The following is a 22,126-nucleotide window of genomic DNA, read 5'->3' on the forward strand; positions in this document are numbered from 1 at the left end:
CATGGCCAACAGTGATTTCCGGCCGGTCTACCACCCGGCCGGCCATGACAACGATCTGCGCGTCGCGTTACAGGATTTGCGCACCGGCCGCTGGATGTCCATGCGGAGCCTGCTGGAGAGTACGCCGGACTGGACCCTGTGGACCCAACGCACCCAGGTGCTCGGAGCGGTCGCCGCCGGCTCGGACGCGGTACAGGCCTGGCTGGCCGAGGATCCCCGGAGTGTCGCCGCCGCGGTGATGCAGGCGCGGGTCGTCGTCGAGCGTGCCGTGCGCGCCCACCGCGAGGGCCACCACCGGGCCCAGGAGCTGTGGGCGGAGGCCTGGCAGGCCTGCCGGACGGCCGCGAACGCCTCGCCCGCGGACCCGGTGCCATGGGTGTGCCTGCTGGCCCTGTCCCAGCTGGACGAGCGGCAGCAGCTGGAGGAGCACCGGCTGCATCCGCCGGGACCGATGCTCTTTCCCGGTCCGTGGGGGCTGCTGGCGGAGGCTGACAAACGCGATCCGTGCAACCGCGAGGCCTACCACCGGATGCTCCAGTTCGTATACGCGCGAAAGGCCGGCGGTTCCCTCTCGGAGGCGGTCAACTTCGTCCAGTGGGCGGCCTCTTCGGCACCCGACGGCTCCGCGCTGCACGTGCTGCCCCTGTATGTGCGGGTCGAGCGCTACCGCCGCGAGCAGGGCCACGAGAAGGCCCTGGACCTGCACTGGGTCACCGAGGACGCGGAACGGGACGCGGCCCGTGCGCTGGAGCTCTGGTTCCGCCGTACGGCACCGATCTCCCACTCCCTGCTCGACCTCAACCATCTGGCCCACGCCCTGTGGGGAGCCCTCCAATTCGCCGAGGCCGCAGCGGTGTTCGAGGAGCTGGGCCCCTATTTCACCTCGGTTCCCTGGGCGTACCGCACGCGTGGCCGCAAGGGCCCGGGAGACGCCGAGGATGTCTTCCTGCGCGCCCGCAGCCGCTGTCTCGCGGCGCCCCGTACCCCCGGGCGGGGGCCCCAGCGCTGACCGGAGGCGCCGCGACGCCGTGCCTCCTGCCCGCCCCGAACCGATCCTGTCCGTCCCTTTCCATCCCGCTCATGGAGGTTTTCCCGATGTCCATATCCACCCCGACCCAGTCGGGTGCGGAGGCAACCCCGCCGAAGGACGAGGAGGAGCGACTGCGCGAACTCGGCTACCAGCCGGTGCTCGCCCGCCGTATGGGAGGCTTCGGCAACTTCGCCATCAGCTTCTCCGTCATCTCGATCCTCTCCGGCTGCATGACCCTGTACGGCTTCGGCATGTCGACCGGTGGACCGGCCGTGATGCTCTGGGGCTGGGCCGGTGTCGGACTTTTCGTGCTCTGCGTCGGCATGGCGCTCGCCGAGGTCACCAGCGCCTACCCGACCTCGGGGGCGCTGTACTACATGGCCGACCGGCTCGGCGGCCGCAAGTGGGGCTGGTACACCGGCTGGCTGAATCTGCTGGGTCTGCTGGGCGCGATCGCGGGCATCGACTATGGTGCGGCGCTGTTCACCGGTGCGCTGATGAATCTGCAGTGGGGCTTCACCCCCACACCGGGCAAGACAATGATCATCTTTGTCTGCATCCTGCTCCTGCACGCCGTGCTGAACCTTTTCGGCGTCCGCCTCGTCAGCGTGCTCAACTCCATCAGTGTGTGGTGGCATCTCGCCGGTGTCGCGGTGATCGTCACCGTGCTCGCGGTCGTGCCCTCGCACCACCAGTCCCCGTCGTTCGTCTTCACCGAGTTCGTCAATGACACGGGCTGGCACAACCCGTTGTACGTGGCGGCGATCGGCCTGCTCCTCGCGCAGTACACCTTCTGCGGCTACGACGCCTCGGCCCACCTGTCGGAGGAGACGTCGAACGCCTCCGTGACGGCCGCCAAGGGCATCGTCCGCGCGATCTGGGTCTCCTGGGTCGCCGGTTTCGTACTGCTCGCCGGGCTGACCTTCGCCATTCAGGACTACGCGGGCACCCAGAAGAGCGCCACCGGTGTGCCGCCGGCGCAGATCCTGATCGACGCGCTGGGCACCTCCGGGGCCACCGCCATGCTGCTGATCGTGATCGCGGCACAGCTGTTCTGCGGCAACGCCGAGGTCGCCGCCGCGAGCCGGATGGTGTTCGCGTTCAGCCGCGACAACGCCCTGCCGGGCTCGGCGCTGTGGCACAAGGTGAGCGCGCGCACCCAGACGCCCGTCAACGCGGTGTGGCTGTCGGTCGTCGTGGCCGGAGTGCTCGCGCTGCCGTCGCTGTACTCCGCCACCGCGTACGGTGCGGTCACCGCGATCAACGTCATCGGCATCACGCCCGCCTATGCGATCCCGATCTTCCTGAAGCTGCGCTCCGGCAGCCGGTTCGAGCGCGGACCGTGGCACCTGGGCCGCTGGAGCAAGCCGATCGGCTGGATCGCCGTCGTGTGGGTCGCCATCGTGACCGTGCTTTTCCTGCTCCCGCAGTCCTCCCCGGTGACGGTCGACTCGATGAACTACGCGTCGATCGCGCTGGTCGCGGTGCTGGTCCTGGCCACCGTGTGGTGGTTCGTCGCCCGCCGTTCGTACAGCACCCCGTCGGCGTACGGGAACGCCCGCGAGCAGGCGGAGATCGAGGAAGGCATCGTCTGAGCCGGCTCTTCCCCGGCCCTCCCGGAACAGCCCCGACCGCAGGGGGCGCGCCGGGAGGGCCGAGTGCGTGGTGGACCCCCGCGGCCCCGGCTATCGCAACCAGAGACAGGCGGCGGCCAGGAGCGACACCGTCGCCCCGCCGGTGAGCACCGGGACGTTGCCCAGCCAGGCGGCGAGCGCACCGCCGCCGAGCGCGCCGATCGGCACCGTGCCGATGAGTGCGGCCTGCAGGACCCCGGCGACCCGGCCCTGGAGCTCGGGCGGTGTGATCAGTTGCTGGGTGGTGGTCATGGAGATGGCCCAGACCGTGGCCGCGAGGCCGAAGAGGAACTGGTACGCGAGCAGCGCCGGAAAGCCGGGTCCCAGGGAGGCGCCCGGGATCAGGAAGATCGCGAGGGCGGCCACCACCGCGCAGATCCGGGTGGCCCTGGCCAGCCCGATGGTGGCGGCGAACCGGCCCGCCAGCAGCACACCGAGGACGGTGGCGACGCTGAACGCGGCGTAGACCGTCCCCAACTGCCAGGCGGGCAGGCCGAGATCGCGGGTGGCGTAGAGCACGAAGAGCGCGTCGGCGGCCCCGCTGCCGAGGTTGAATCCGGCCCCCGCGAGCACCTGCCGGCGCAGCAGCCGTTCGCCGCGCACGACTTCGAGTCCCGTGCGCAGCGCGGCGGTTCGGGATTCCGACGCACGATTGCCTTGCTGTGCAGGGGTGTTGAGTGCGGCGGGGAGCGCGAGCAGCAGCAGTGCCTCGACGCCGTACGCCACGCAGGCGGCCAGCAGTGCCGTCGGGGCCCCGGTCAGTCCCACCAGCACGCCGCCGAGCGCGGGGCCGCCGATCTGCCCGGTGGTCCGGGCGCCGGTCAGCGCCGAGTTGGCGGACAGCAGCTGCTCGGGGTGCACGACCCGGGGCAGGGCAGCCTGGAGGGCGACGGCGAGCATGGAGGTCAGCGCGCCCGACACGGTGGCCACCACGTACAGCTGGGGCAGTCCGAGCCGACCCAGGGCGGCCGTCAGGGGGACGGTACCGACGACGAGCATCTGAAGAACGGTGAGGAGCACGGTCAGGCCGCGCAGCCGTGCCCGGTCGACCAGCACACCGGCGAACGGGCTGAGCAGCGCGCCCGGCAGATAGCTCAGCGCCATCAGCGCGGAGGCGCCGAACGGTCCGGCGTCCAGCAGGGTCACGGCGAGCAGCGCGAGAGCCAGGGTGGTGACCTGACGCCCGACGGAGCTGGCGATCTGTTCCCCGCACAGCAGCGCGAACGGTCGGTGGCGCAGCAGGGTGCGTCCGGGACGATCGGTCCCGGCGGTGTGTGCGCGGGCGGAGGACGGAGTCGGGTCCGGCAGCTGCTCCATCCGGCTCAGATGTCGGTGCAGGGGACGGGCCACCGGCGGATGCGGGGTGGCAGGGCCACCACCCAGCCGTCGGTCACCCAGGCGAGGCGTTCCGCCGCCAGCAGCTCCACCGCTTCCTGCCCGATGGTGCTCAGTGCGGCGACGGCGGTGGCGTCCTGGACGGTGCGGAACGTGGCGAGCAGGTCGGGGTCGTCGATCGTGAAGCGGGCCGCGGCCGACGGCTCCCGGCGGTCCATGACGGTGACGAAGTCCGGTCCGCGCCGGTGGTAGAGCTGTCCGTAGGCATGGCGGTCCCGCCATGTGGTGAGTTCCGGCGGTTCGCCGGGCAGCGGGCCGGGGGCGGGCAGGTGGCGCAGCAGTCCGGCCGTCCCGGACACCTCGTGCGCGGGCCCGGCGAACAGCGGGTCGTCGGTCGCCGGGAGCCAGCGCACGACGAGATCGTGGCTCTGGCACTCGCGCAGGAACTGGACCGCCGCCGTCGCCGCTCTGCCGCCCGCGCCCAGCCGCAGGGGTTCGTCCACCGTCACCAGCCGTCCTCGGATCCGGTGCGGCACCTGTCCGGCCGGCAGGGCGGGTGCGGTACGGGTCGGGGGTGCGGGCAGGGGGCTCATCCGGCGGCCTTCTCTCCATTGTCCGGCGTGCCCGATGGCCCGTCGGTCGTCCCGTCCGGGCCCCGGGTGCGCTCGACCGACCGGACCGGGACGTGCCAGGTCGGCAGCGACACGTACGACCGCCCGTCGTCGAAGAGGAGCCCCAGAGCGACCGCGTCGCCGAGCCAGGTGCCCAGTTCCTCGGCGGACGGCGGGTTTCCGTCGGCCGTGAGCAGCCGGTGCAGCGCCGACCGGGTGCGGCCCGCCTCCAGATGGCGGAGGGCGGCGGCCCGCCAGCCGGTCAGGCGGTGGGTGCGGTGCGGCCAGCCGTGCCGTCGGTCGTGGACGAGGAGTACTTCCTCGCCGTCCGTGCCGTCGGGCTGTTCCAGGACCAGGGTCGAGGAGGGGTGGCCGGTGTACCAGTCGCGGGCGGCGGCCTTCAGCCGCGCCTCGGTCTCGCCGCCGATCCCGGCGGGCGGGGTGTCGAAGAGATAGACCAGGTCGGCCAGCTGTTCCTCGGGCAGGTCGTAGACGTGGCGGTACATCTCGGCGGGCTGCCGTCGGTGGAAGCCCAGCGCGGGGTTGGCGAAGTTGGGGCTGAACCGCTCCAGTTGGATGCGGTGGGCGCCACCGGGCGGCTGGAGGTGGACGAGCGCGGGCATCTGGTCGATGACGGGGGCGTAGTCCTCGGCGCGCTCTCCCGGGAACCCGTAGAGATAGTTCCAGGAGCAGGTGAGCGAGTGGTTCTCGCACTCGCGGAGCGTACGGATGTTGCGGGCCGCGCTGACCCCCTTGTCCATCAGCTCCAGGGTCTTGTTGTCGAGGCTCTCGATGCCGGGCTGGATATGGACCGAACCGGCGCGGGCGAGCAGTTCCAGCTGCTCCGGAGTGAGATTGGACTTGACCTCGTAGTGCATGCGCAGGTCCCAGCCGCTGTCGGCGGCGAGCGGGAGGAAGTCCTTGAAGTACGCCATGTCGATGATGTTGTCGACGGTGACGATGTCCAGGATGCGGTGGCGCCGGACCAGGCGGTCGACCTCGTCCCAGAGCCGCTCTCCGGTCTTGGCACGGAAGGTCATCGCCGATCCGTTGAGTCCGCAGAAGGTGCAGTGGTGTTTCTCGCCCCACCAGCAGCCGCGGGCCCCCTCCACCACCAGTTTCGGATGGACGTACTCCGCGAGCGGGGAGGCGTCGATGGCCGCCTGCCAGAGGTCGTAGTCGGGAGAGGGGATGTCGCCGGGCGCGACGGTGCGCCGGGACTCCTCGTTGGCACGCGACTCGGGTCCGTCCCACCAGCAGAGTCCGGGCACATCGGCCGGTGCGGTGCCCGCTTCGACGTGGGCGAGCAGGGCGGGCAGGGCGTACTCCCCCTCCCCGCGCACCACATGGTCGACAAAGCGGTGGTTGCGGTGCAGCGCGTGGCCCATCGGGCCGTCGCAATTGCTGCCGCCGAACACGACGGTCAGCCCGGGGCGGCGTCGTTTCAGCTCCGCCGCGAGCGCCAGCGAGGAGATGTTCTGCATGAACGTGGAGGTGAATCCCACGACATCGGGTGCGTCGTCGACTATCGCGCTCGCGCTCTCGTCGATGAACTCCGCCGCGTGGACCCGCATCGCGGTCGCGGTGGATATGTCGGTCCCGCGCCGGGTGGCGTACTCCTTGAGCTGTGCCACACCCCATTCGGGATCGTTGTACAGGACGCCGGAGAAGACCCAGTCCCCGAGGCCGTCGAAGATGGATTCGCTCCCGACCGCGACATGGTCGCCGGGCCGCAGCGCCCCCCGCGAGCGTTCCAGCAGGAATTCCGCCCAGCGCAGGGAGCCGTGGAACTCGCGCACCTCGTCGTCCGGCCGGGTACGGTCCAGCAGCGAATGCAGCAGCCCCACCTGGAGCGAGGGAAGCTCGATCGGCTGCCACGGCATGGTCACCAGGTGTATGCGCACTGCGTCTCCCACGGCACGGGGGCGGACGCCGGGTCGTGCCCGGCGTCCGCCCTTTTCGTCACTGTCCGGCCGCGGCGCGCCGTCCCGGCGGGTCGGTCGCGTCCTGTGCCGGCTGCACCGGAACACCCCGGTTCAGCGCGTCGGGCGTTTCTCGATCGTCTGCCGTTCGCGGTTCTTCGCCTCTTCCTCGCGGACCACTACCTTCTTGATCTCCATGTGCCCCTCCCCTCGGCGGTCGGCCCCAAGTCCGTTGACGTTAGGCGTCGTTGTGCGAGAGCCGCAAGAGCCCCCCTGGGGCTGGTGGGGCGTACGGGACGGTCCGCACCCGTGGACACCCGAGGGCTGATCGCTATGCTGCGACCCGAACGCTCACAGGAAGCGTTCAAACGAACAAGGCGCGGCGGAACGGCGAGGGGGCCAGCAGCATGCGGGAGCCGGTTGAACTCAGGCGTCAGCGAATCCTTTCGGTGGTGGAATCGCGCGGCGCCGTCAAGGTCGGCGTGCTCGCGGCCGAACTGGACGTCTCGGTGGTCACGGTCCGGCGGGACGTCGAGGAGCTGGCCCGGGTCGGGCGGCTGCGCCGCGGCCACGGGGTGGCCCGGCCGGTGCGGGAGCCGGTGCCGACCGCCGCGGTCCCGGCGGCCCGGGGCGAGGAGCCGGCCGGGGACGCCGGGGCGGTCGCCCTGGTCGTCCCGGAGCGGCATACGTACCTGTACGAGACCCTGCACGGCGCCCGGTCCGCCCTGGAGGAGTCCGGGATACGGATCGCCCTGCACATCGCACCCCCGTCGGCCGGTGCCGAACGCCCTCTGGTGGAGCGGGCGCTGGCGGACGGGGCGCGCGGGCTGCTGATCGCGCCGCGCTGGCCCAGCGCCCGCTCGGAGGAGCTGGACTACGGCTGGCTCGCGGACGTGGGGGTGCCGACCGTGCTGATGGAGCGGCGGCCCCGGCCGGGCAGCGCGCTGCACGCCCTGGACTCCGTGTGTTCCGATCACTGGTACGGGACGCATCTCGCCGTGGAGCACCTGGTGTCGCTGGGGCATCGCCGTATCGTGCTGGCCGCCCGTGACGACAGTCCGACGGCGCGCAGCATCCGTGCGGCGTTCGCCGAGATCGCGGCGGCGCGCCCGGAGGTGGAGGACTGGTCGGTGGTGCTGAGCTCCCCGGGGGCCGCGGCGGAGCCCCGCGGATCCGCGCCGGCGGCCGATGGCCGGGCCGCTCTCGACCTCGCGGCGCTGCTGCGGGAACGGCGCGCCACGGGGGCCGTGCTGCACGGCGACGTGGATGCGCTGATGCTGGTGCAGCGGCTGGCGGAGAGCGGTGTCGAGGTGCCGCGGGACTGCTCGGTGGTGGCGTACGACGATGTGGTCGCGGCCCTCGGCAGCACGCCGTTGACGGCGGTGGCACCGCCGAAGGCGGAGATCGGCCGGGCCGCCGCCGAGCTGCTGCTCCACCGGCTGTCCGGGGCCGTCGGGGCGACAGGTCCGGTGCGCCGGACGGAGCTGCTGCCCACTCTTGAGGTGCGCGGATCGGCACAGGAACCGCCGCTTTCCATGAAGTGAGCGTTTGACCGCTTTGATTTTGTTCTGAGCGATCTATTGACCAGTATCGATCAGCCGATCAGGATTCCCCGTGAGCCGTTTCAGAAGCCGCGGGAGGCGCACATGCCCGGTCGACAGAGCCGTCGATCCGTGCTTGCCACGATCGTCGCCCTGCCCCTGGCAGGTGCGCTCGGCGCCTGAGGCGGCGCCGACGGGTCGTCCGGACCGGTCGGCACCGGCACCCGGGGCAACCGGGGCGGGAAGCGCGCCACCCGCATCACCTTCTGGTCCGCGCTGCGCGGGTCCGGTCCGTACCGCGCTCCAGGTCAAGACTCCACTGGTGCGTCTGTCGATCGTGATGGTCACGATGTTCACCCTGACCTGCCATCACCCCGCCCCCTACCAGGAGAAAGATGCCCACCACTGCCTCTGGCACCCCGGTCGCCCGCAGCCGTCCACGCGCCGCAGTCGCCATGAAGCCGGCCGCCGCGGCCGCGCTCCTCGATGCCCGCTCCCTGGCCGCGCTCGACGAGGTGTGCGACCTCTCGCCCCTGCCCGTTCTCGACGACTTCGGCACCGACCGGGCCCGCGCCGTGCTGGCCGACGTCGAGATCCTGGTCACCGGCTGGGGCTGTCCACCGCTCGACGCGGCCGCCCTGGACGCGGCACCACGCCTGCGCGCGGTCGTCCACACCGCGGGCAGCGTCCGCGGACACATCACCGAGGCCTGCTGGGAACGCGGCATCGAGGTGTCGTCGGCAGCCGCCGCCAACGCCCTGCCGGTGGCCGAGTACACCGTCGCGATGATCCTGCTCTCCGGCAAACGAGTCCTGGAACGGGCCCGCGACTACCGGGCGGACCGCAACCGCGACAACTGGCTCGCCACCCCCGCCCGGGTCGGGAACTACGGCCGCACCGTGGGCATTCTGTCCGCCTCGCTGATCGGCCGACGCGTCGTCGACCTGCTGCGGCCCTACGACCTGCCCGTCCTGCTGCACGATCCGTACGTCTCCGACGCGGAGGCCGCCGCGCTCGGCGTCCGGCCCGTCGGCCTGGCCGAACTGTTCGCACAGAGCGATGTGGTGAGCGTCCACACCCCGCTGCTGCCGGCCACCCGCGGGCTCGTCAGCCGTGAACTGCTCACCTCGATGCGCCCGGACGGCGTGCTCATCAACACCGCGCGGGGCGCCGTCGTCGACCAGGACGCGCTCACCGACGTACTGCGGCAGAACCGGATCCGGGCGATCCTCGACGTCACGGAACCCGACACGCTGCCCGCCACGCACCCCCTCTGGGAGTGCGACAACGCTCTGATCACCCCGCACCTCGCCGGCTCGCAGGGCAACGAGTGGCGGCGACTGGTCGATCTGGCGGCGGCCGAGGCCGGCCGCTGGGCCGCGGGCGACGGCTTCGCCCATCCCGTACGACGCGAAAGGCTGGCATTTCTCGCATGACCGCTCCCCACCCGACCTCTCCCATCGAACTCCCCGCCGAGGACCGGGCGTCGAGCCCGTACACCGGCTACACCCGCGCACACTGGGAGGCCGCTGCGGACGGGCTGGTCCGGGCCGCCTGGCAATGGGCCACGCCGGGCGGCGCGCTGCTGGATCTGCCGGGAAGGCCGTCCGCGTCCGGAGTGCGCTCCGACGGTCTGGAGGGTTACGCGCGCACCTTCCTCGCCGCCGCCTTCCGGGTCGCGGGCGCGGACGGCAAGGACCCGCACGGCTGGCTCGGCCGGTACGCGGACGGGCTCGCGGCCGGTACCCGTACCCCCGGCCGTGAGGATGCCGAATCCTGGCCGCTGATCCGCGACCACACCGTCTTCGGCCAGCCCATGGTCGAGTCCGCCTCGGTCGCCATCGGCCTGCGGCTGACCCGGCCGTGGCTCTGGGACCGGCTGGACGCCGGGGTCCAGGACCGGACCGCGGAGTGGCTGCGCGACGCACTGCGGCACGTCCCCTCCCCCAACAACTGGTATCTGTTCCCCTACTCCGTGGCCGGCTTCCTGGAGTCCGTGGGCCGTGGTGACGCCCGGACGGCACGGGCGAAGCAGCGTGCCCTCGATCTGCTGGAGGGCTGGTACCGGGGAGACGGCTGGTACGCGGACGGCGACGGCCGGGCCTTCGACCACTACAACGGCTGGGCGCTGCACCTCTACCCCGTGCTGGACGCGTATCTGTCGGGCGACGCGGAGCTGTCCGCGCACTACGGCGCCCGGCTGCGCGAGCACCTGGAGGGCTTCTCGCTGCTGTTCGGCGGCGACGGTGCGCCGATCCACTTCGGCCGCTCGCTGACCTACCGTTTCGCGGCCGCCTCCTCCGTCGCGCTCGGCGCCGTCAGCGGGCACACCCCGCTCACGCCCGGCGCCTCGCGGCGGGTGATCAGCGGATCGTTGCGCTACTTCCTGGACCGGGGCGCGACCGGCACGGACGGGCTGCTGAACCTGGGCTGGCACGGCCCGCACGAGGCGTCGCTGCAGAACTACTCGGCGCCCGCGTCGCCGTACTGGGCGTCCAAGGCATTCGTCGCGCTGCTCGCGCCGGACGGCCATCCGCTGTGGGCCGCGACCGAGGAGCCCGCACCGAGCGAGGGCCCCGACCGGGTGCTCGCGCTGCCGGCGCCGGGGCTGCTCGTCCAGTCGACCCGCGCGGACGGGATCGTGCGGCTGCACAACCACGGCAGCGACCATGTCCGCCCGCACGAGGGCGAGTCGGGTGTGCAGGACGATCCGCTGTACAGCCGCCAGTCGTACTCCACGGTGACCGGCCCCACGTCGAGGGCGAACACGGCGGACAACCATCTTGCGGTGGTCGTCGCCGGGGCGCGCAGCGGTCGCCGCGTCATCCGCGCGCTGGGCGCCGGAGGGGGCGACGGCTGGGGCTGGGCCGCCTCCTGGCACCGTCCGGTCTTCACCTCGGGCTCGCCGATGGTGCCGGGGATGCGGGTGGAGAGCGTCACCGTGGTGCGCGGCCGGTACGAACTGCGGGTGCACCGGGTGCTGGGCGCGCCGGACGGGGCCCGGGTGGAGCAGACGGGCTGGGCGACCGGCCGCGACGACGCCCTGACCTCCGCCCTGCACGGCCTGTACGGCTGGGAGTCCCGGGACGGGGTACGGGCTCCGCAGGGCACCGCGTACACCCCCTGGGCCGTGGTGCCCCGGCTGTCCGCGCCCGCCGAGGGCACGGTGGTGCTGGTCGCGCTCGCCTCGCTGACCGCGGAGGCCGACGCGACGCCGCTCGACGCGGTGGTGAGCGGTGTGACGGTGGACGGGGACGTGGTGGAGGTCGGCTGGGCGGAGGATGCGGCGACGACCCGTATCGGCTTCGAGCCGGTGACGGTCACGCACGGCTGAGCGCCGGGGTGCGCGGCCTTCGCGCCGCGCACCCCGTCCGCCGGCAAGGATCTACCTGTCCGTCCTGATCACCACGGCCAGGGTGCGCGGACCGTGCACGCCCTCCACCCGCTCCAGCTCGATGTCGGACGTGGCCGAGGGCCCGCTGATCAGCGTCGTCGGCCGCTGCGGCACCAGCCGCGCCACCGCCTCCGGCACACCGGCCTCGACCGTCGACAGATCGACGACGCAGACATGCAGGTCGGGGACGAGGGACAGCGCCCGCCGCCCCTGGTCGGGCGAGCCGTCCAGGAAGATCGTGCCCGTCTCGGCACAGCTGACGGCCGAGGCGGTGACGACCCCGTCCAGGGCGTCGAGCCGGGGCGCCGGGATGTCGCCGGAGTCCTGCTGGACCTCGCCGTCGTACCCGTCGAGCCACTGCGGGTCGAGTCCGGCCGGCACACCGATCCGCCGCGCCCCGCGCTCCCGCAGCACCTCGGCGACGACCTGGGCCGTGCGGTCGGCGGTGCAGGTGTGCACCGTCGCCTTGTAGTCGACGAGCCGGCCGGTGAAGAGGGCCAGGCGTTCGTCGTCGGGGAGGGTGCGGCCGGTGCGGTAGGCGCGCGGGACGGGGGTGTCCGGGACGGGGGCGAGAGCGAGGGCGTCCTTGATCCGGCCCAGCACCGTTTCGCGAGCGGTCGTCACTTCTCCTCCTCCTTGTGCTGCTTCCGGTTCTTCTCGTACTCGCCCGCGGCGGCTCGCATCGTCGCGGCGCCCTCGGCCGATGCGAGCCAGGAGCGGAAGGTCTGCTTCGGCGGCGCCGCGGTGTCCCGGCTCTCGCTCCAGCCGTCGAACGGCGGGGGCAGATGCGAGATCTTGCCGTCCCGCCCGCCGATGACGCGGCCGATGCCCGCGCCCTTCTGCGCGGCGGTGAAGAGCTTCGGGTGCTTCATGACGGTGGCCGCGGCCTTCATGGCCAGCTTCTCCGCCGTCATGCCGGACTGTTCGGTGTTCTGGTGGCGCAGTTCGACCAGGAGCGACGGAATGTCGATCTTGACCGGGCAGGCGTCGAAGCAGGCGCCGCAGAGGCTGGAGGCGTACGGCAGCGAGCTGTTGGGGTCGTCCTTGGCCGCGTGCATCCCGGCGAGCTGCGGGGTGAGGACCGCGCCGATCGGTCCGGGGTACGTCGAGCCGTACGCATGGCCGCCGGCCCGTTCGTACACCGGGCAGACGTTGAGGCAGGCCGAGCAGCGGATGCAGTTGAGGGCCTCGCGTCCGATCCGGTCGGCGAGCGCCGCGGTGCGTCCGTTGTCGAGCAGGACCAGGTGGAAGTCCTGCGGTCCGTCGCCCGGGGTGACCCCGGTCCACATCGAGGTGTACGGGTTCATCCGCTCGCCGGTGGAGGAGCGCGGCAGCAGCTGAAGGAAGACTTCGAGGTCCTGGTGGCGCGGCAGCACCTTCTCGATGCCCATGACGGTGATCAGGGTGTCGGGCATCGTCAGACACATGCGGCCGTTGCCCTCGGACTCCACGACGGCGAGGGTCCCGGTCTCGGCGATGCCGAAGTTGGCGCCGGAAACCGCCACCTTGGTCGACATGAACTTCTCGCGCAGATAGGCGCGGGCGGTGGCGGCGAGATGCGCGGGTACGTTGTCCAGGCCCGGGTCGACGCCCGGGATCTCCTTGAGGAAGATCTGCCGGATCTCGTCGCGGTTGCGGTGGATCGCGGGGACCAGGATGTGCGACGGCTTGTCGTGCGCGAGCTGGACGATCAGTTCGGCGAGGTCCGTCTCGTACGGGGTGATGCCGACCGATTCGAGGTGTTCGTTGAGGCCGATCTCCTGCGTGGCCATCGACTTGACCTTGATGACGTCGCTGCTGCCCGTCGCCTTGACCAGCCGGGTGACGATCTCGTTGGCCTCGACGCCGTCGCGCGCCCAGTGGACGGTGCCGCCGCGCTCGGTGACGTTCCGCTCCAGCTGTTCCAGGAGTTCGGGGAGCCGGTTCATGGTGTCGGTCTTGATGGCCGAACCGGCGTCGCGCAGTGCTTCCCAGTCGGGCAGCTCGCCGGTGACGTCGAGGCGTTTGGCGCGGATGGTGCGGGTGGCCCGGCCGAGGTTGCGGCGCAGTTGTTCGTTGCGCAGTTCGTCGTGGGCGGCCTCGGGGAACTTCCGGTCGCCGCGCAGATTGCCCGTTCCGTACGGGGAACGGGGCGGGGTCGCGGGCATGCCGAGGAAGGTGCTGCTCATCGGACGGCCTCCGTGGGGACGTACGGCGAGGTGCGGGTGGCGGAGAGGATCTGCGCGAGGTGCAGGGTGCGGGTGCCCGACCTGATCCGGGAGAGTCCGCCGCCGATGTGCATCAGGCAGGACGAGTCACCCGCGGTGCAGACCTCGGCCCCGGTGGTGGCGATGTTACGCATCTTGTCCTGGAGCATCGCGGTCGACGTCTCGGCGTTCTTGACGGCGAAGGTGCCGCCGAACCCGCAGCAGGAATCGGCTTCGGGGAGCTCGACGAGATCGATGGAGTCGACGGCACGGAGCAGCTTCAGGGGCTTGTCACCGACGCGGAGCATGCGCAGGGAGTGACAGGTGGGGTGGTACGTCACCCGGTGCGGGAAGTACGCGCCGACGTCCTCGGCGTCCAGGACGTCCACGAGGAACTCCGACAGCTCGTACGTCTTGGCCTTGACGGTGGCGACGCCCGCGCGCAGCGCCGCGTCCCCGTACCGCTCGGCGACGATCTCGTGCTGATGACGGACCGAGCCCGCGCACGATCCGGACGGCATGACGACGGCGTCGATCGAGGCGTCGCCGAACTGGTCGGCGAAGTTCCGCACCAGGGGCACGGGTTCGCGCTGATAGCCGGTGTTGACATGCATCTGACCGCAGCAGGTCTGCCCCGGCGGGAACACCACGTCGTGGCCCAGGCGGGCGAGCAGGACCGCGGTCGATTTCACCGCCTCGGGGAAGAGCGTGTCTCCCAGACAGGTGGCGAAGAGTCCGATGCGCATGGGGTCTCTCCGATCGTTCGCTTCTTCATTTTATGGTCCGACCATACTAGCCTCGGTCCGGAACGTGAAGGCTGCGACGCCACGAGCCGATGGTGATTTACATGCACCTGACAAGCCCTGAACCCGCGCGCACCGGCTCCGGCCCACCCGGCCGGAGCTCGCGTCCATGCGTCAGGAATCCCGTCGCGCCCGGTCGGAGTTCTCGTCGACCAGCGTGCCGTGGAGACTGCGGATGTGCCGCTCGACCAGGCCGGCGGCCTTCGCGCCCTTGCCCGCGCGCACCAGCCCCAGCAACTCGGCGTGCTCCGCGTTGAGCGCGGCGGCCGTGGCCGGCCAGTCCTCGGCCTCCTCCAGCGCCCGCAGGATCAGCGGGCGCACCGACTCACGGACGGCGGAGGTGAGCGTGGAGGTCAGTTCGTTGCCAGAGCTGCGGGCGATGTGCACATGGAACCGGGTGTCCAGATCGTTGAACTCCGGCACCGCGACATCCGGCTCCCCCATGCGCACGACCAGCGCCTCCGCCTCGTCGAGGTCCTCCGGGGAGGCATGCCGCGCGGCCGCCTCGAAACTGGACCTCTCCAGCACGACGCGCGCCTCCAGGACATCCTCCAGGCTGTAGCTGCCCAGTGCGAAGTGGAGTCGCAGCAGCCGCCCGAGCGCGTCATCGGGGTTGCGTACGATCCGTGCCCCGGCATCCGGCCCCCGGCCCGGCTGCGCGACCAGCACACCGATGGTCTCCAGCACCCTCAGCGCCTCGCGCAGCGCGGACCGGCTGACCCCGAGCACCGGCGCGAGCTCACGCTCGGGCGGCAACCGGTCGCCCGCCCGGAGTTCGCCGGCGAACACCCGCTCCTCGATGCTCTGGAGCACGAGCTCATGCGTACGGGACTGCCGTACGGGTTGCCATTCGACAGACATCCGTCACCCCCTGCCTCGGCCGGAATCGTCCGGTTGCCGTCGCTTCTGCTGCCCGATCTTCAACTATGTCACACACCACATATGGTCGGACCAAAGATCGGACCGCGCTTCGGCCCGGCTCAGTAGGTGACGACGATGCGGCGCCCCACGCCGTCCACCTCGATCTGTCCGCCGAACGGTATGACCAGCTGGGGGTCGGTGTGACCGAGGTCCACGTCGAGGACGGCCAAAGTCTCGGGGGCGTACTCGCTCAACGCCCGCAGAACCGCCTGCCGCTGCTTCTCGCGGAACCGCTCCCCGGCCTCGGCGTCGAGCGGCTGCTCGAACGACCAGTTCTTGGCCCGGCCCATGAGGAGAGCGGGGAACTGAGCGAGCAGACCCCGCTCCCCCATGTTCCGCAGAATCCGGTAGACCTCCTCCGCCGAAGGCATCTCCTCGCACGTTTCGAGGAACAGCACCCGTCCCGCGTAACTCTCCACCGGCCGGATCTCACGGTCGGCCATCAGCATCCAGGACAGGATCTCCAGACTTCCGCCCCAGCTCTCGCCCTTCACGGTCCGGCCGTCGGCGTTGTGCCATATCCAGCCGTTGCAGGGCCGCATCTCGGGTTCCGAGTCGAAGGTACGCGGCTCCTCCCACCGGCCGTTCGCCCCGTTGGTCTCCTTGGACGGGGTGAGTTCGTAGGCACCGCGGGTGAAGAGCGCGGCCCGCAGGGAGTCGGCGGTCAGCGGGTGGATCGCGCCGGGACGCCCCATCTCGACCATCACCGTGCCACCGTGGTAGCCGACGATGCCCAGGTTTTCGAGGAACACCAGCAGGTTGGTGTTGTCGCTGTACCCGAAGAAGGGCTTGGGGTTGGCGCGCAACAGGTCGCGGTCCAGGTGCGGCAGCACGGTGATCTGGTCGTCTCCGCCGATGCTGGAGATCACGGCCTTGATGTCCGGGTCGGCGAACGCCGCGTGGATGTCGGCGGCCCGTTCCTGCGGGGTGGAGCCCATCTTCCGCGTCGTCGGGTACTCCACGGGTTCGAGCCCGAATTCCTCACGGAGCCTGCACAGTCCCAGTTCATGGGGCAGGGGCAGGATGCCGGGGAGGCCGGAGGAGGGGGACAGCACGGCGACACGGTCACCGGGCCGGGGCTTGGCGGGGTACTGGTTGGTCGACATCCGATGAGCGTAGGCGGCTCGCGAGGCGGCGTCGTCGAAATTCTCGGTCCGGCCGACGGCGGCGCGGCAGGGCCCCGCCGCCGGTCACTCGTCGAAGGATCCGTGGCGGCCCGCACCGCCCCCGAACCGTTCGGCCCCGGCCTGCGTCTCCCCCGCGGTCAGCGGCACCAGACCGTGCCGGTACTCCGCGGCCAGCGCCTCCGGCTCGCTCAGACCGTGCTGCTCGCGCACCGACAGCCGGTCGTGGCGCAGGCACAGTTGCGGGAACGCGGCGATCTCCCGGGCCAGCCGCTCCGCCGCGCCGCGTGCCTCGCCGGGTGGCACGATCCGGTTGGCGAGCCCCATGGCATACGCCTCGGCGGCCGGGACGGGCCGCCCGGTGAGGATCATGTCCATGGCCCGGCTCTCACCGATCAGCCGCGGCAGCCGTACCGTTCCGCCGTCCACCAGCGGCACACCCCAGCGGCGGCAGAACACCCCGAACACCGCGTCCTCCTCGGCCACCCGGAGGTCGCACCAGAGGGCCAGCTCCAGGCCCCCGGCCACCGCATGACCGGAGACCGCCGCGATGACGGGCTTGCTCAGCCTCATCCGGGTCGGCCCCATCGGCCCGTCGCCGTCGGCCAGAACCTTGTTGCCCCGCTCCGTACCGATGCCCTTCAGGTCTGCGCCCGCGCAGAACGTTCCGCCCTCGCCCCACAGCACGGCGACAGACGCGTCCGGATCCTCGTCGAACTCCCGGAAGGCGTCGGCCAGTCGGCTCGCGGTCGGCCCGTCCACGGCGTTGCGGACCTCGGGCCGGCTCAGGATCACCGTGAACACGGCGCCGTCGCGCTCGATCCGCACGGCTGGTTGTTCGCTCATCGTTCGGCCTCCCACAGTGGCTGACGCGGGGACGGCGGAGGACCCCGCCGGCACAGCTGATTCATGCGATTCTCACGCAACCGTTCTACGGTGGGGCGCGTGACCCAGATGAGCCCTCCCGGCTGGCACCCAGACCCCGGGTATACAGGAATCGGCCCCATCCACGAGCGCTGGTGGGACGGCACCCGGTGGACCGACCAGCTCCGCGTGCCGCCCGCCGTGGTCCGGCGCCGCCGGACGCGCACCGGACTGGGCATCACCGCCGGTGTGGTGGTCCTCGCCGCCATCGGGGGCGGCGTCTTCCTGCTGTCGGACAAGTCCGGCGACACGGACGAACACGCGGCCCCGACCCCGTCCACCGCACCGTCGGAGGCTCCCGGCCGCGGGCCGGGCGCGCCGGGCGGAGGCGGCGGTGAGAGCAGGGGCCCCGAGCAGCAGAGGCCACAGACCGAGGACGGCTACGCCACGGACCTGACCAGCGGGATCAGTCTGCCGGTGCCCGACGGCTGGAAGGGCAGCTCCGGGATCGCCGGCGCGGGAGTGACCACGGGTGATTACCCCTGTCCCGGCGACACGTCCGAGCAGTGCGTGCGCGGCGGGGTGTTCTCCATGCCCGCGAAGGGCCTGAAGCTCGACACCACGACGGCGAAGGCCACGGCGGTGAAGGACATCTCCGCCAATGCCACGGAGTCGTACGGCGAGAAGATCTACGGCGGCATCACCTCGCATCAGGAACTCACGTCCGAACCGGTCACCGTGGCCGGTGAGCAGGGCTACGTGGTGCGCTGGAAGGTGGTGACGAAGAGCGGTGACGACGGGTACGTCCAGTCGCTGGCCTTCCCGTCGCCCCGTTCCAAGGACATGCTGATCGTGGTCCGGTCCGGCTTCGACATCAATGCCAAGGCCCCCGCGCTCTCCGTCATGGACGACATCACCAAGGGGATCAAGGCCGCCTCGGGAACGGGTTCCGGTCCCGGCACCAACGCGTAGGGCCCGTCACCGGACGGGCACGGTGGCCCGCCCTCGTACATCCGGGCGTGAGTACGAGGGCGGGTCGAGCTGAGTACGTCGTCCGATCCGGCGGCGGGCGGTCGCTGGTCGAATGACGGTCATGCTTCCTGACGCACCGCTCCGCCCCCGCATCCAGCAGGTCACCACAGCCGGCACGACCCTGGCGCTGTCCCTGGCCCCGCTGGTGATCGGCGTGCTGCTCGCCAAGACCATGGCGACCGATCCGATGACTCCGGTGAACGCGCTGGCCACGCGGGGCGGACAGGCCGTACCCGTCTCGCCCGCGCAGTGGCGTGGGTGCGGCAGGCAGGCACTGCGGCACTGGAAGGGCCCGCTGCGGTCGGGCGGGCGCCCCGGCGCCCTTGTCCGGCGGTGTCCCGGAGTCCGGCGCGCGCGTCGCCCGGAACGGCTGCCGGTCGAGCGTTGAAAAGCCGCCGGAACCGGTGTCAGGCCCGTCGGCAGTGCAGGAACAACTGGGGCTCGGCCACCGCCGCTTCGTATTCCGGCGTGAAGAGGGTGCTCTGCTCCCACAGCACCGAGAAGCCGGCCTCGGCGACCAGCTCGGTGAACTCCTCCGGACCGAAGCTCGTGGCCCGTACCTCCTGCCCCATGAAGACGACGTCGAAGTCCTCGACGTCCAGCGGCACCGTGGCCACGACCAGATGGCCGCCGGGAACCAGCAGCCGCCCGAGTTTCCGCAGGAGCCGGGACTGGTCCTCGCGGGACATCTGAAGCAATGAGAAGTACGCGCAGACGGCGTCGAAACTACCCTCTTCCAGAGGGAGTTCGTGGATGTCGGCGCACTCGAAGGCCGCGCCGGGAACCTGCCGGGCCGCCAGTTCGACCATGACCGGCGAGACATCGACTCCCAGCACATCGTGCCCGGCCTCGACCAGGGTCCGTGCGGTCGGCCGCCCCGTTCCGCTGCCGACGTCCAGGACCCGGCTGTGCGGTGCGAGATCGCCCAACAGCCGGTGCAAAGAGGCGCGGTGGGCGGCGGATCCGCCGAATGCCCGCTCGTAGTCGGTGCCCAGTGCGTCGAACACCGTGGCGGCGGCGAGGCCGTGATCCTCGTCCATCGATGCGGTTCCTTCCCTTGCCCCCTGCGGTCCACCGGATCGTTTCATCATTCGCCGCAGCCTTCAACGTCCGTCCCTGGCAAGGCACATGAGGAACGGGCCGATACACGCATCGGCGGAGCGGGAGCGCAGCAAGCCCGCTCCCCCGGCAGCGGCGGCCTCGAAATCCGGTTCCCTGCCCGCACCGGGGTTCCCTACACTCGCCACGAATCGCACGCCGCGACAACACTGCGGCGCGCACCGTGACGAGTGAGGGGAGACCGGCCGTGCGCTACCGCACCGCTGTCGTCGTTCCCCCGTCGCGGTACGAGGTGATCCTGGTGTCTTCGTGCGCCCGGTGCGGGCTGCGCGGCCCGTACCGGTCCCCCGGTACGAACAACTGACCCAGCACTGCCCGGTGTTGATACGAACGGGCGGCAGCAAACCGGTGTGACGCACCGTCTCAGGGGTCTTCGCCCGGCCTGATCACAGGCCGGTTCGTCCGGGAATCGCGCGCCATCCCATTCCGGATCATTCCGAAAGGCCATGGGCCGTGCGTACCGAACTCCACCGTCAACCCACCAGTCCGCTGACCGCCGTCCGCAATCTGGGCATCCTCGCCCACGTCGACGCGGGCAAGACCACCGTCACCGAGCGGATCCTCTACCTCACCGGCGCCGTCCACAAACGGGGCGAGGTCCACGACGGGACGACCGTCACCGACTTCGACTCCCAGGAACGCGACCGCGGGATCACCATCTTCGCCGCCGCGGTGAGTTGCGACTGGGACGGTCACCGGATCAACCTGATCGACACCCCGGGCCACGTCGACTTCTCCGACGAGGTGGAACGTTCGCTGCGGGTGCTGGACGGCGCGATCACGGTGTTCGACGCCGTCGCGGGCGTCGAGCCGCAGAGCGAGTCGGTGTGGCGGCAGGCCGACCGGCACGGGGTGCCGCGGATCGCGTTCGTCAACAAGCTCGACCGCGCCGGGGCCGACCTCGACACGGCGGTCGCGTCGATCAGGGACCGGCTGAGCACGGTCCCGCTGGTGGTCCAGCTGCCGATCGGAGCCGAGGACGGATTCACCGGGGTGGTCGATCTGCTGCGCATGCGTGCGCTGGTCTGGGCCGACGGCCGCGACACCTACGAGGAGGGACAGGTGCCTGACGGGCTGCGCGAAGAGGCGCGGCACCGCAGGCGGCTGCTCGAAGAGACGGTGGCGGAGCTCCATCCGGCCGCGCTGGAAGAGTTCTGCGCGGAGTCGTCGGTCTCCGAGCGGACTCTGACGGCCGCGCTGCGCGACCTGACCCGTACCGGTGAGGGTGTCGTGGTGCTGTGCGGCTCGGCCTACCGCAACCGGGGGATCGAGCCGCTGCTGGAGGCCGTCGTGGCCTATCTGCCCTCGCCGCTGGACGTGCCGCCGGTACGCGGCACCCTGGACGGCGCGGTGCAGGAGCGGGCCGCCGATCCGGCGGCGTCGTTCGCCGCGCTGGTGTTCAAGGTGAACTCGACGGCCACGGGACGGCTGACCTTTCTGCGGGTGTACTCGGGAACGATCGGGAAGGGGGACACGGTGCTGGACACGGGGACGCGGCGCCGTGAGCGCATCGGGCGGATCCTGCGGGTGCAGGCCGGCCGGCACTCGGACGTGGACAAGGCGGTGGCCGGGGACATCGTCGCGGTGATCGGGCTGAAGGCGGCCCGCACCGGGGCCACACTGTGCGCTCCCTCGGCGCCCCTGGTCCTCGAACCGCCGACCTCGGCCGACCCGGTCGTCTCCGTGGCGGTGGAGGCCCGCCGGAGCACCGACACCGAACGGCTGGTGACGGCGCTGGCGCGGCTCGTCGAGGAGGACCCTTCGCTGACGGTCCGTACCGACCCCGAGACCGGGCAGACGGTGCTTTCGGGAATGGGGGAACTGCATCTGGAGGTCGCCGTGGAGAAGATCCGGCGTGCTCATGAGCTGGAGATCGGTGTCGGCAGGCCGCAGGTGGCGTACCGGGAGACGGTCGCCCGCGGCGTGTCCGGGCTGGTGTACCGGCATGTGAAGCAGGACGGGGGCGCCGGCCAGTTCGCCCATGTCGTCCTCGACGCGGAGCCGCTGGAGGCCGGCGGTGACCTGGACGCCGACAACGGCGGCGATGCCGGTTTCGTGTTCCGGTCGACCGTCGTCGGTGGACGGGTGCCGCAGGAGTACGTCAGGGCGGTGGAGGCCGGGTGCCGGGACGCACTGGCCGAGGGCCCTCTCGGCGGACACCCGGTGACCGGGCTGCGGGTCACGCTGACCGACGGAGCCACCCACTCCAAGGACTCCTCGGAGATGGCGTTCCGCACGGCCGGCCGGTTCGCGCTCCGTGAGGCCTTGCGCGCGAGCGCGATGGTGCTGCTGGAGCCGGTGGCGGAGGTCACCGTCACCGTGCCCGACGACGCCGTGGGCGGGGTCCTCGGCGATCTGGCGGCGCGGCGCGGCCGGGTCTCGGGCTCGATCGCACGGGCGGGCACGGCGGTGATCACGGCGACCGTGCCGCTGGCGGAGCTGTTCGGCTACGCGACCCGGTTGCGCAGCCGGACCCAGGGGCGGGGAACGTTCACCACCCGCCCCACCGGCTACGCCCCGGCGCCGAATCCGGTGTCCCCGGGGACACCGGCCCGGTAACGACCGTGCCGGCCCCTCCCGTTCGCGGGCGGGGCCGGCGCGGCCGGGCCG

The 22,126-nt window shown here is 71.5% G+C and carries 18 protein-coding genes; 8 read left to right on the plus strand and 10 right to left on the minus strand.

Annotated elements, in window-relative coordinates; genetic code table 11:
• Window position 1: 1 nt before the first annotated feature.
• Window positions 2-1,009 carry a hypothetical protein gene (locus OG520_RS05175; RefSeq protein ID WP_406012349.1) on the plus strand — a complete coding sequence of 336 codons (1,008 nt, stop codon included), beginning with the start codon at window positions 2-4 and terminating at the stop codon, window positions 1,007-1,009.
• Window positions 1,010-1,095: 86 nt separating this feature from the next.
• A complete protein-coding gene (locus OG520_RS05180; protein ID WP_399333289.1) occupies window positions 1,096-2,625 on the plus strand; it encodes an amino acid permease in 1,530 nt (509 codons plus the stop codon).
• Between the two features lie 90 nt (window positions 2,626-2,715).
• Here OG520_RS05180 and OG520_RS05185 read toward each other — a convergent pair whose 3' ends face one another.
• The 3 genes from OG520_RS05185 to OG520_RS05195 are packed head-to-tail and all read right to left on the minus strand — an operon-like array spanning window position 2,716 to window position 6,514.
• Window positions 2,716-3,981, minus strand: coding sequence for an MFS transporter (locus tag OG520_RS05185; protein WP_406012350.1), 1,266 nt, complete (start codon window positions 3,979-3,981; stop codon window positions 2,716-2,718).
• A 5-nt stretch (window positions 3,982-3,986) separates the two neighbouring features.
• A complete protein-coding gene (locus tag OG520_RS05190) occupies window positions 3,987-4,592 on the minus strand; it encodes a DUF5825 family protein (RefSeq protein WP_406012351.1) in 606 nt (201 codons plus the stop codon).
• On the minus strand, window positions 4,589-6,514 hold the full coding sequence (locus tag OG520_RS05195; protein ID WP_406012352.1) for a RiPP maturation radical SAM C-methyltransferase: 1,926 nt from the start codon (window positions 6,512-6,514) through the stop codon (window positions 4,589-4,591). Before OG520_RS05195 ends, OG520_RS05190 begins: the two co-directional genes overlap by 4 nt.
• 425 nt (window positions 6,515-6,939) lie before the next feature.
• Here OG520_RS05195 and OG520_RS05200 point away from each other — a divergent pair, with 425 nt between their 5' ends.
• The 3 genes from OG520_RS05200 (at window position 6,940) to OG520_RS05210 (ending at window position 11,407) form a co-directional block, all read left to right on the plus strand.
• Window positions 6,940-8,076 carry a substrate-binding domain-containing protein gene (locus OG520_RS05200; protein WP_406012353.1) on the plus strand — a complete coding sequence of 379 codons (1,137 nt, stop codon included), beginning with the start codon at window positions 6,940-6,942 and terminating at the stop codon, window positions 8,074-8,076.
• A gap of 392 nt (window positions 8,077-8,468) precedes the next feature.
• The gene (locus OG520_RS05205; RefSeq protein WP_406012354.1) at window positions 8,469-9,509 is read left to right on the plus strand and encodes a hydroxyacid dehydrogenase; all 1,041 of its coding nucleotides are present in this window, start codon (window positions 8,469-8,471) and stop codon (window positions 9,507-9,509) included.
• Window positions 9,506-11,407 carry a DUF2264 domain-containing protein gene (locus OG520_RS05210; protein ID WP_406012355.1) on the plus strand — a complete coding sequence of 634 codons (1,902 nt, stop codon included), beginning with the start codon at window positions 9,506-9,508 and terminating at the stop codon, window positions 11,405-11,407. The genes OG520_RS05205 and OG520_RS05210 overlap by 4 nt, the downstream gene beginning before the upstream one ends.
• Window positions 11,408-11,458: 51 nt before the next feature.
• Here the strand turns inward: OG520_RS05210 and OG520_RS05215 are convergent, their stop codons facing one another.
• The 6 genes from OG520_RS05215 to OG520_RS05240 form a co-directional block, all read right to left on the minus strand.
• A complete protein-coding gene (locus tag OG520_RS05215) occupies window positions 11,459-12,091 on the minus strand; it encodes a lactate utilization protein C (RefSeq protein ID WP_399333303.1) in 633 nt (210 codons plus the stop codon).
• A complete protein-coding gene (locus tag OG520_RS05220; RefSeq protein ID WP_406012356.1) occupies window positions 12,088-13,635 on the minus strand; it encodes a lactate utilization protein B in 1,548 nt (515 codons plus the stop codon). Before OG520_RS05220 ends, OG520_RS05215 begins: the two co-directional genes overlap by 4 nt.
• The gene (locus tag OG520_RS05225; protein WP_399333307.1) at window positions 13,632-14,399 is read right to left on the minus strand and encodes a (Fe-S)-binding protein; all 768 of its coding nucleotides are present in this window, start codon (window positions 14,397-14,399) and stop codon (window positions 13,632-13,634) included. The genes OG520_RS05220 and OG520_RS05225 overlap by 4 nt, the downstream gene beginning before the upstream one ends.
• Before the next feature lie 171 nt (window positions 14,400-14,570).
• The gene (locus OG520_RS05230) at window positions 14,571-15,317 is read right to left on the minus strand and encodes a FadR/GntR family transcriptional regulator (protein WP_406012357.1); all 747 of its coding nucleotides are present in this window, start codon (window positions 15,315-15,317) and stop codon (window positions 14,571-14,573) included.
• 119 nt (window positions 15,318-15,436) lie between these two features.
• Window positions 15,437-16,483, minus strand: coding sequence for a S66 peptidase family protein (locus tag OG520_RS05235; RefSeq protein WP_406012358.1), 1,047 nt, complete (start codon window positions 16,481-16,483; stop codon window positions 15,437-15,439).
• Window positions 16,484-16,567: 84 nt separating this feature from the next.
• The gene (locus OG520_RS05240) at window positions 16,568-17,347 is read right to left on the minus strand and encodes a crotonase/enoyl-CoA hydratase family protein (protein ID WP_399333313.1); all 780 of its coding nucleotides are present in this window, start codon (window positions 17,345-17,347) and stop codon (window positions 16,568-16,570) included.
• 108 nt (window positions 17,348-17,455) lie between these two features.
• Between OG520_RS05240 and OG520_RS05245 the strand changes: the two genes are divergently transcribed.
• The gene (locus OG520_RS05245; RefSeq protein WP_406016422.1) at window positions 17,456-18,337 is read left to right on the plus strand and encodes a DUF2510 domain-containing protein; all 882 of its coding nucleotides are present in this window, start codon (window positions 17,456-17,458) and stop codon (window positions 18,335-18,337) included.
• Window positions 18,338-18,458: 121 nt separating this feature from the next.
• On the plus strand, window positions 18,459-18,785 hold the full coding sequence (locus tag OG520_RS05250) for a hypothetical protein (protein ID WP_385338096.1): 327 nt from the start codon (window positions 18,459-18,461) through the stop codon (window positions 18,783-18,785).
• Window positions 18,786-18,804: 19 nt separating this feature from the next.
• Here OG520_RS05250 and OG520_RS05255 read toward each other — a convergent pair whose 3' ends face one another.
• The gene (locus tag OG520_RS05255) at window positions 18,805-19,437 is read right to left on the minus strand and encodes a class I SAM-dependent methyltransferase (protein WP_406012359.1); all 633 of its coding nucleotides are present in this window, start codon (window positions 19,435-19,437) and stop codon (window positions 18,805-18,807) included.
• Between the two features lie 532 nt (window positions 19,438-19,969).
• Here OG520_RS05255 and fusA point away from each other — a divergent pair.
• Complete coding sequence (gene fusA, locus OG520_RS05260) at window positions 19,970-22,075, plus strand: elongation factor G (RefSeq protein WP_406012360.1); 2,106 nt, start codon at window positions 19,970-19,972, stop codon at window positions 22,073-22,075.
• The last annotated feature ends 51 nt before the right edge of the window (window positions 22,076-22,126 follow it).

The sequence above is a fragment of the Streptomyces sp. NBC_00984 genome (assembly GCF_045162475.1).
Classification (GTDB): Bacteria; Actinomycetota; Actinomycetes; order Streptomycetales; family Streptomycetaceae; genus Streptomyces.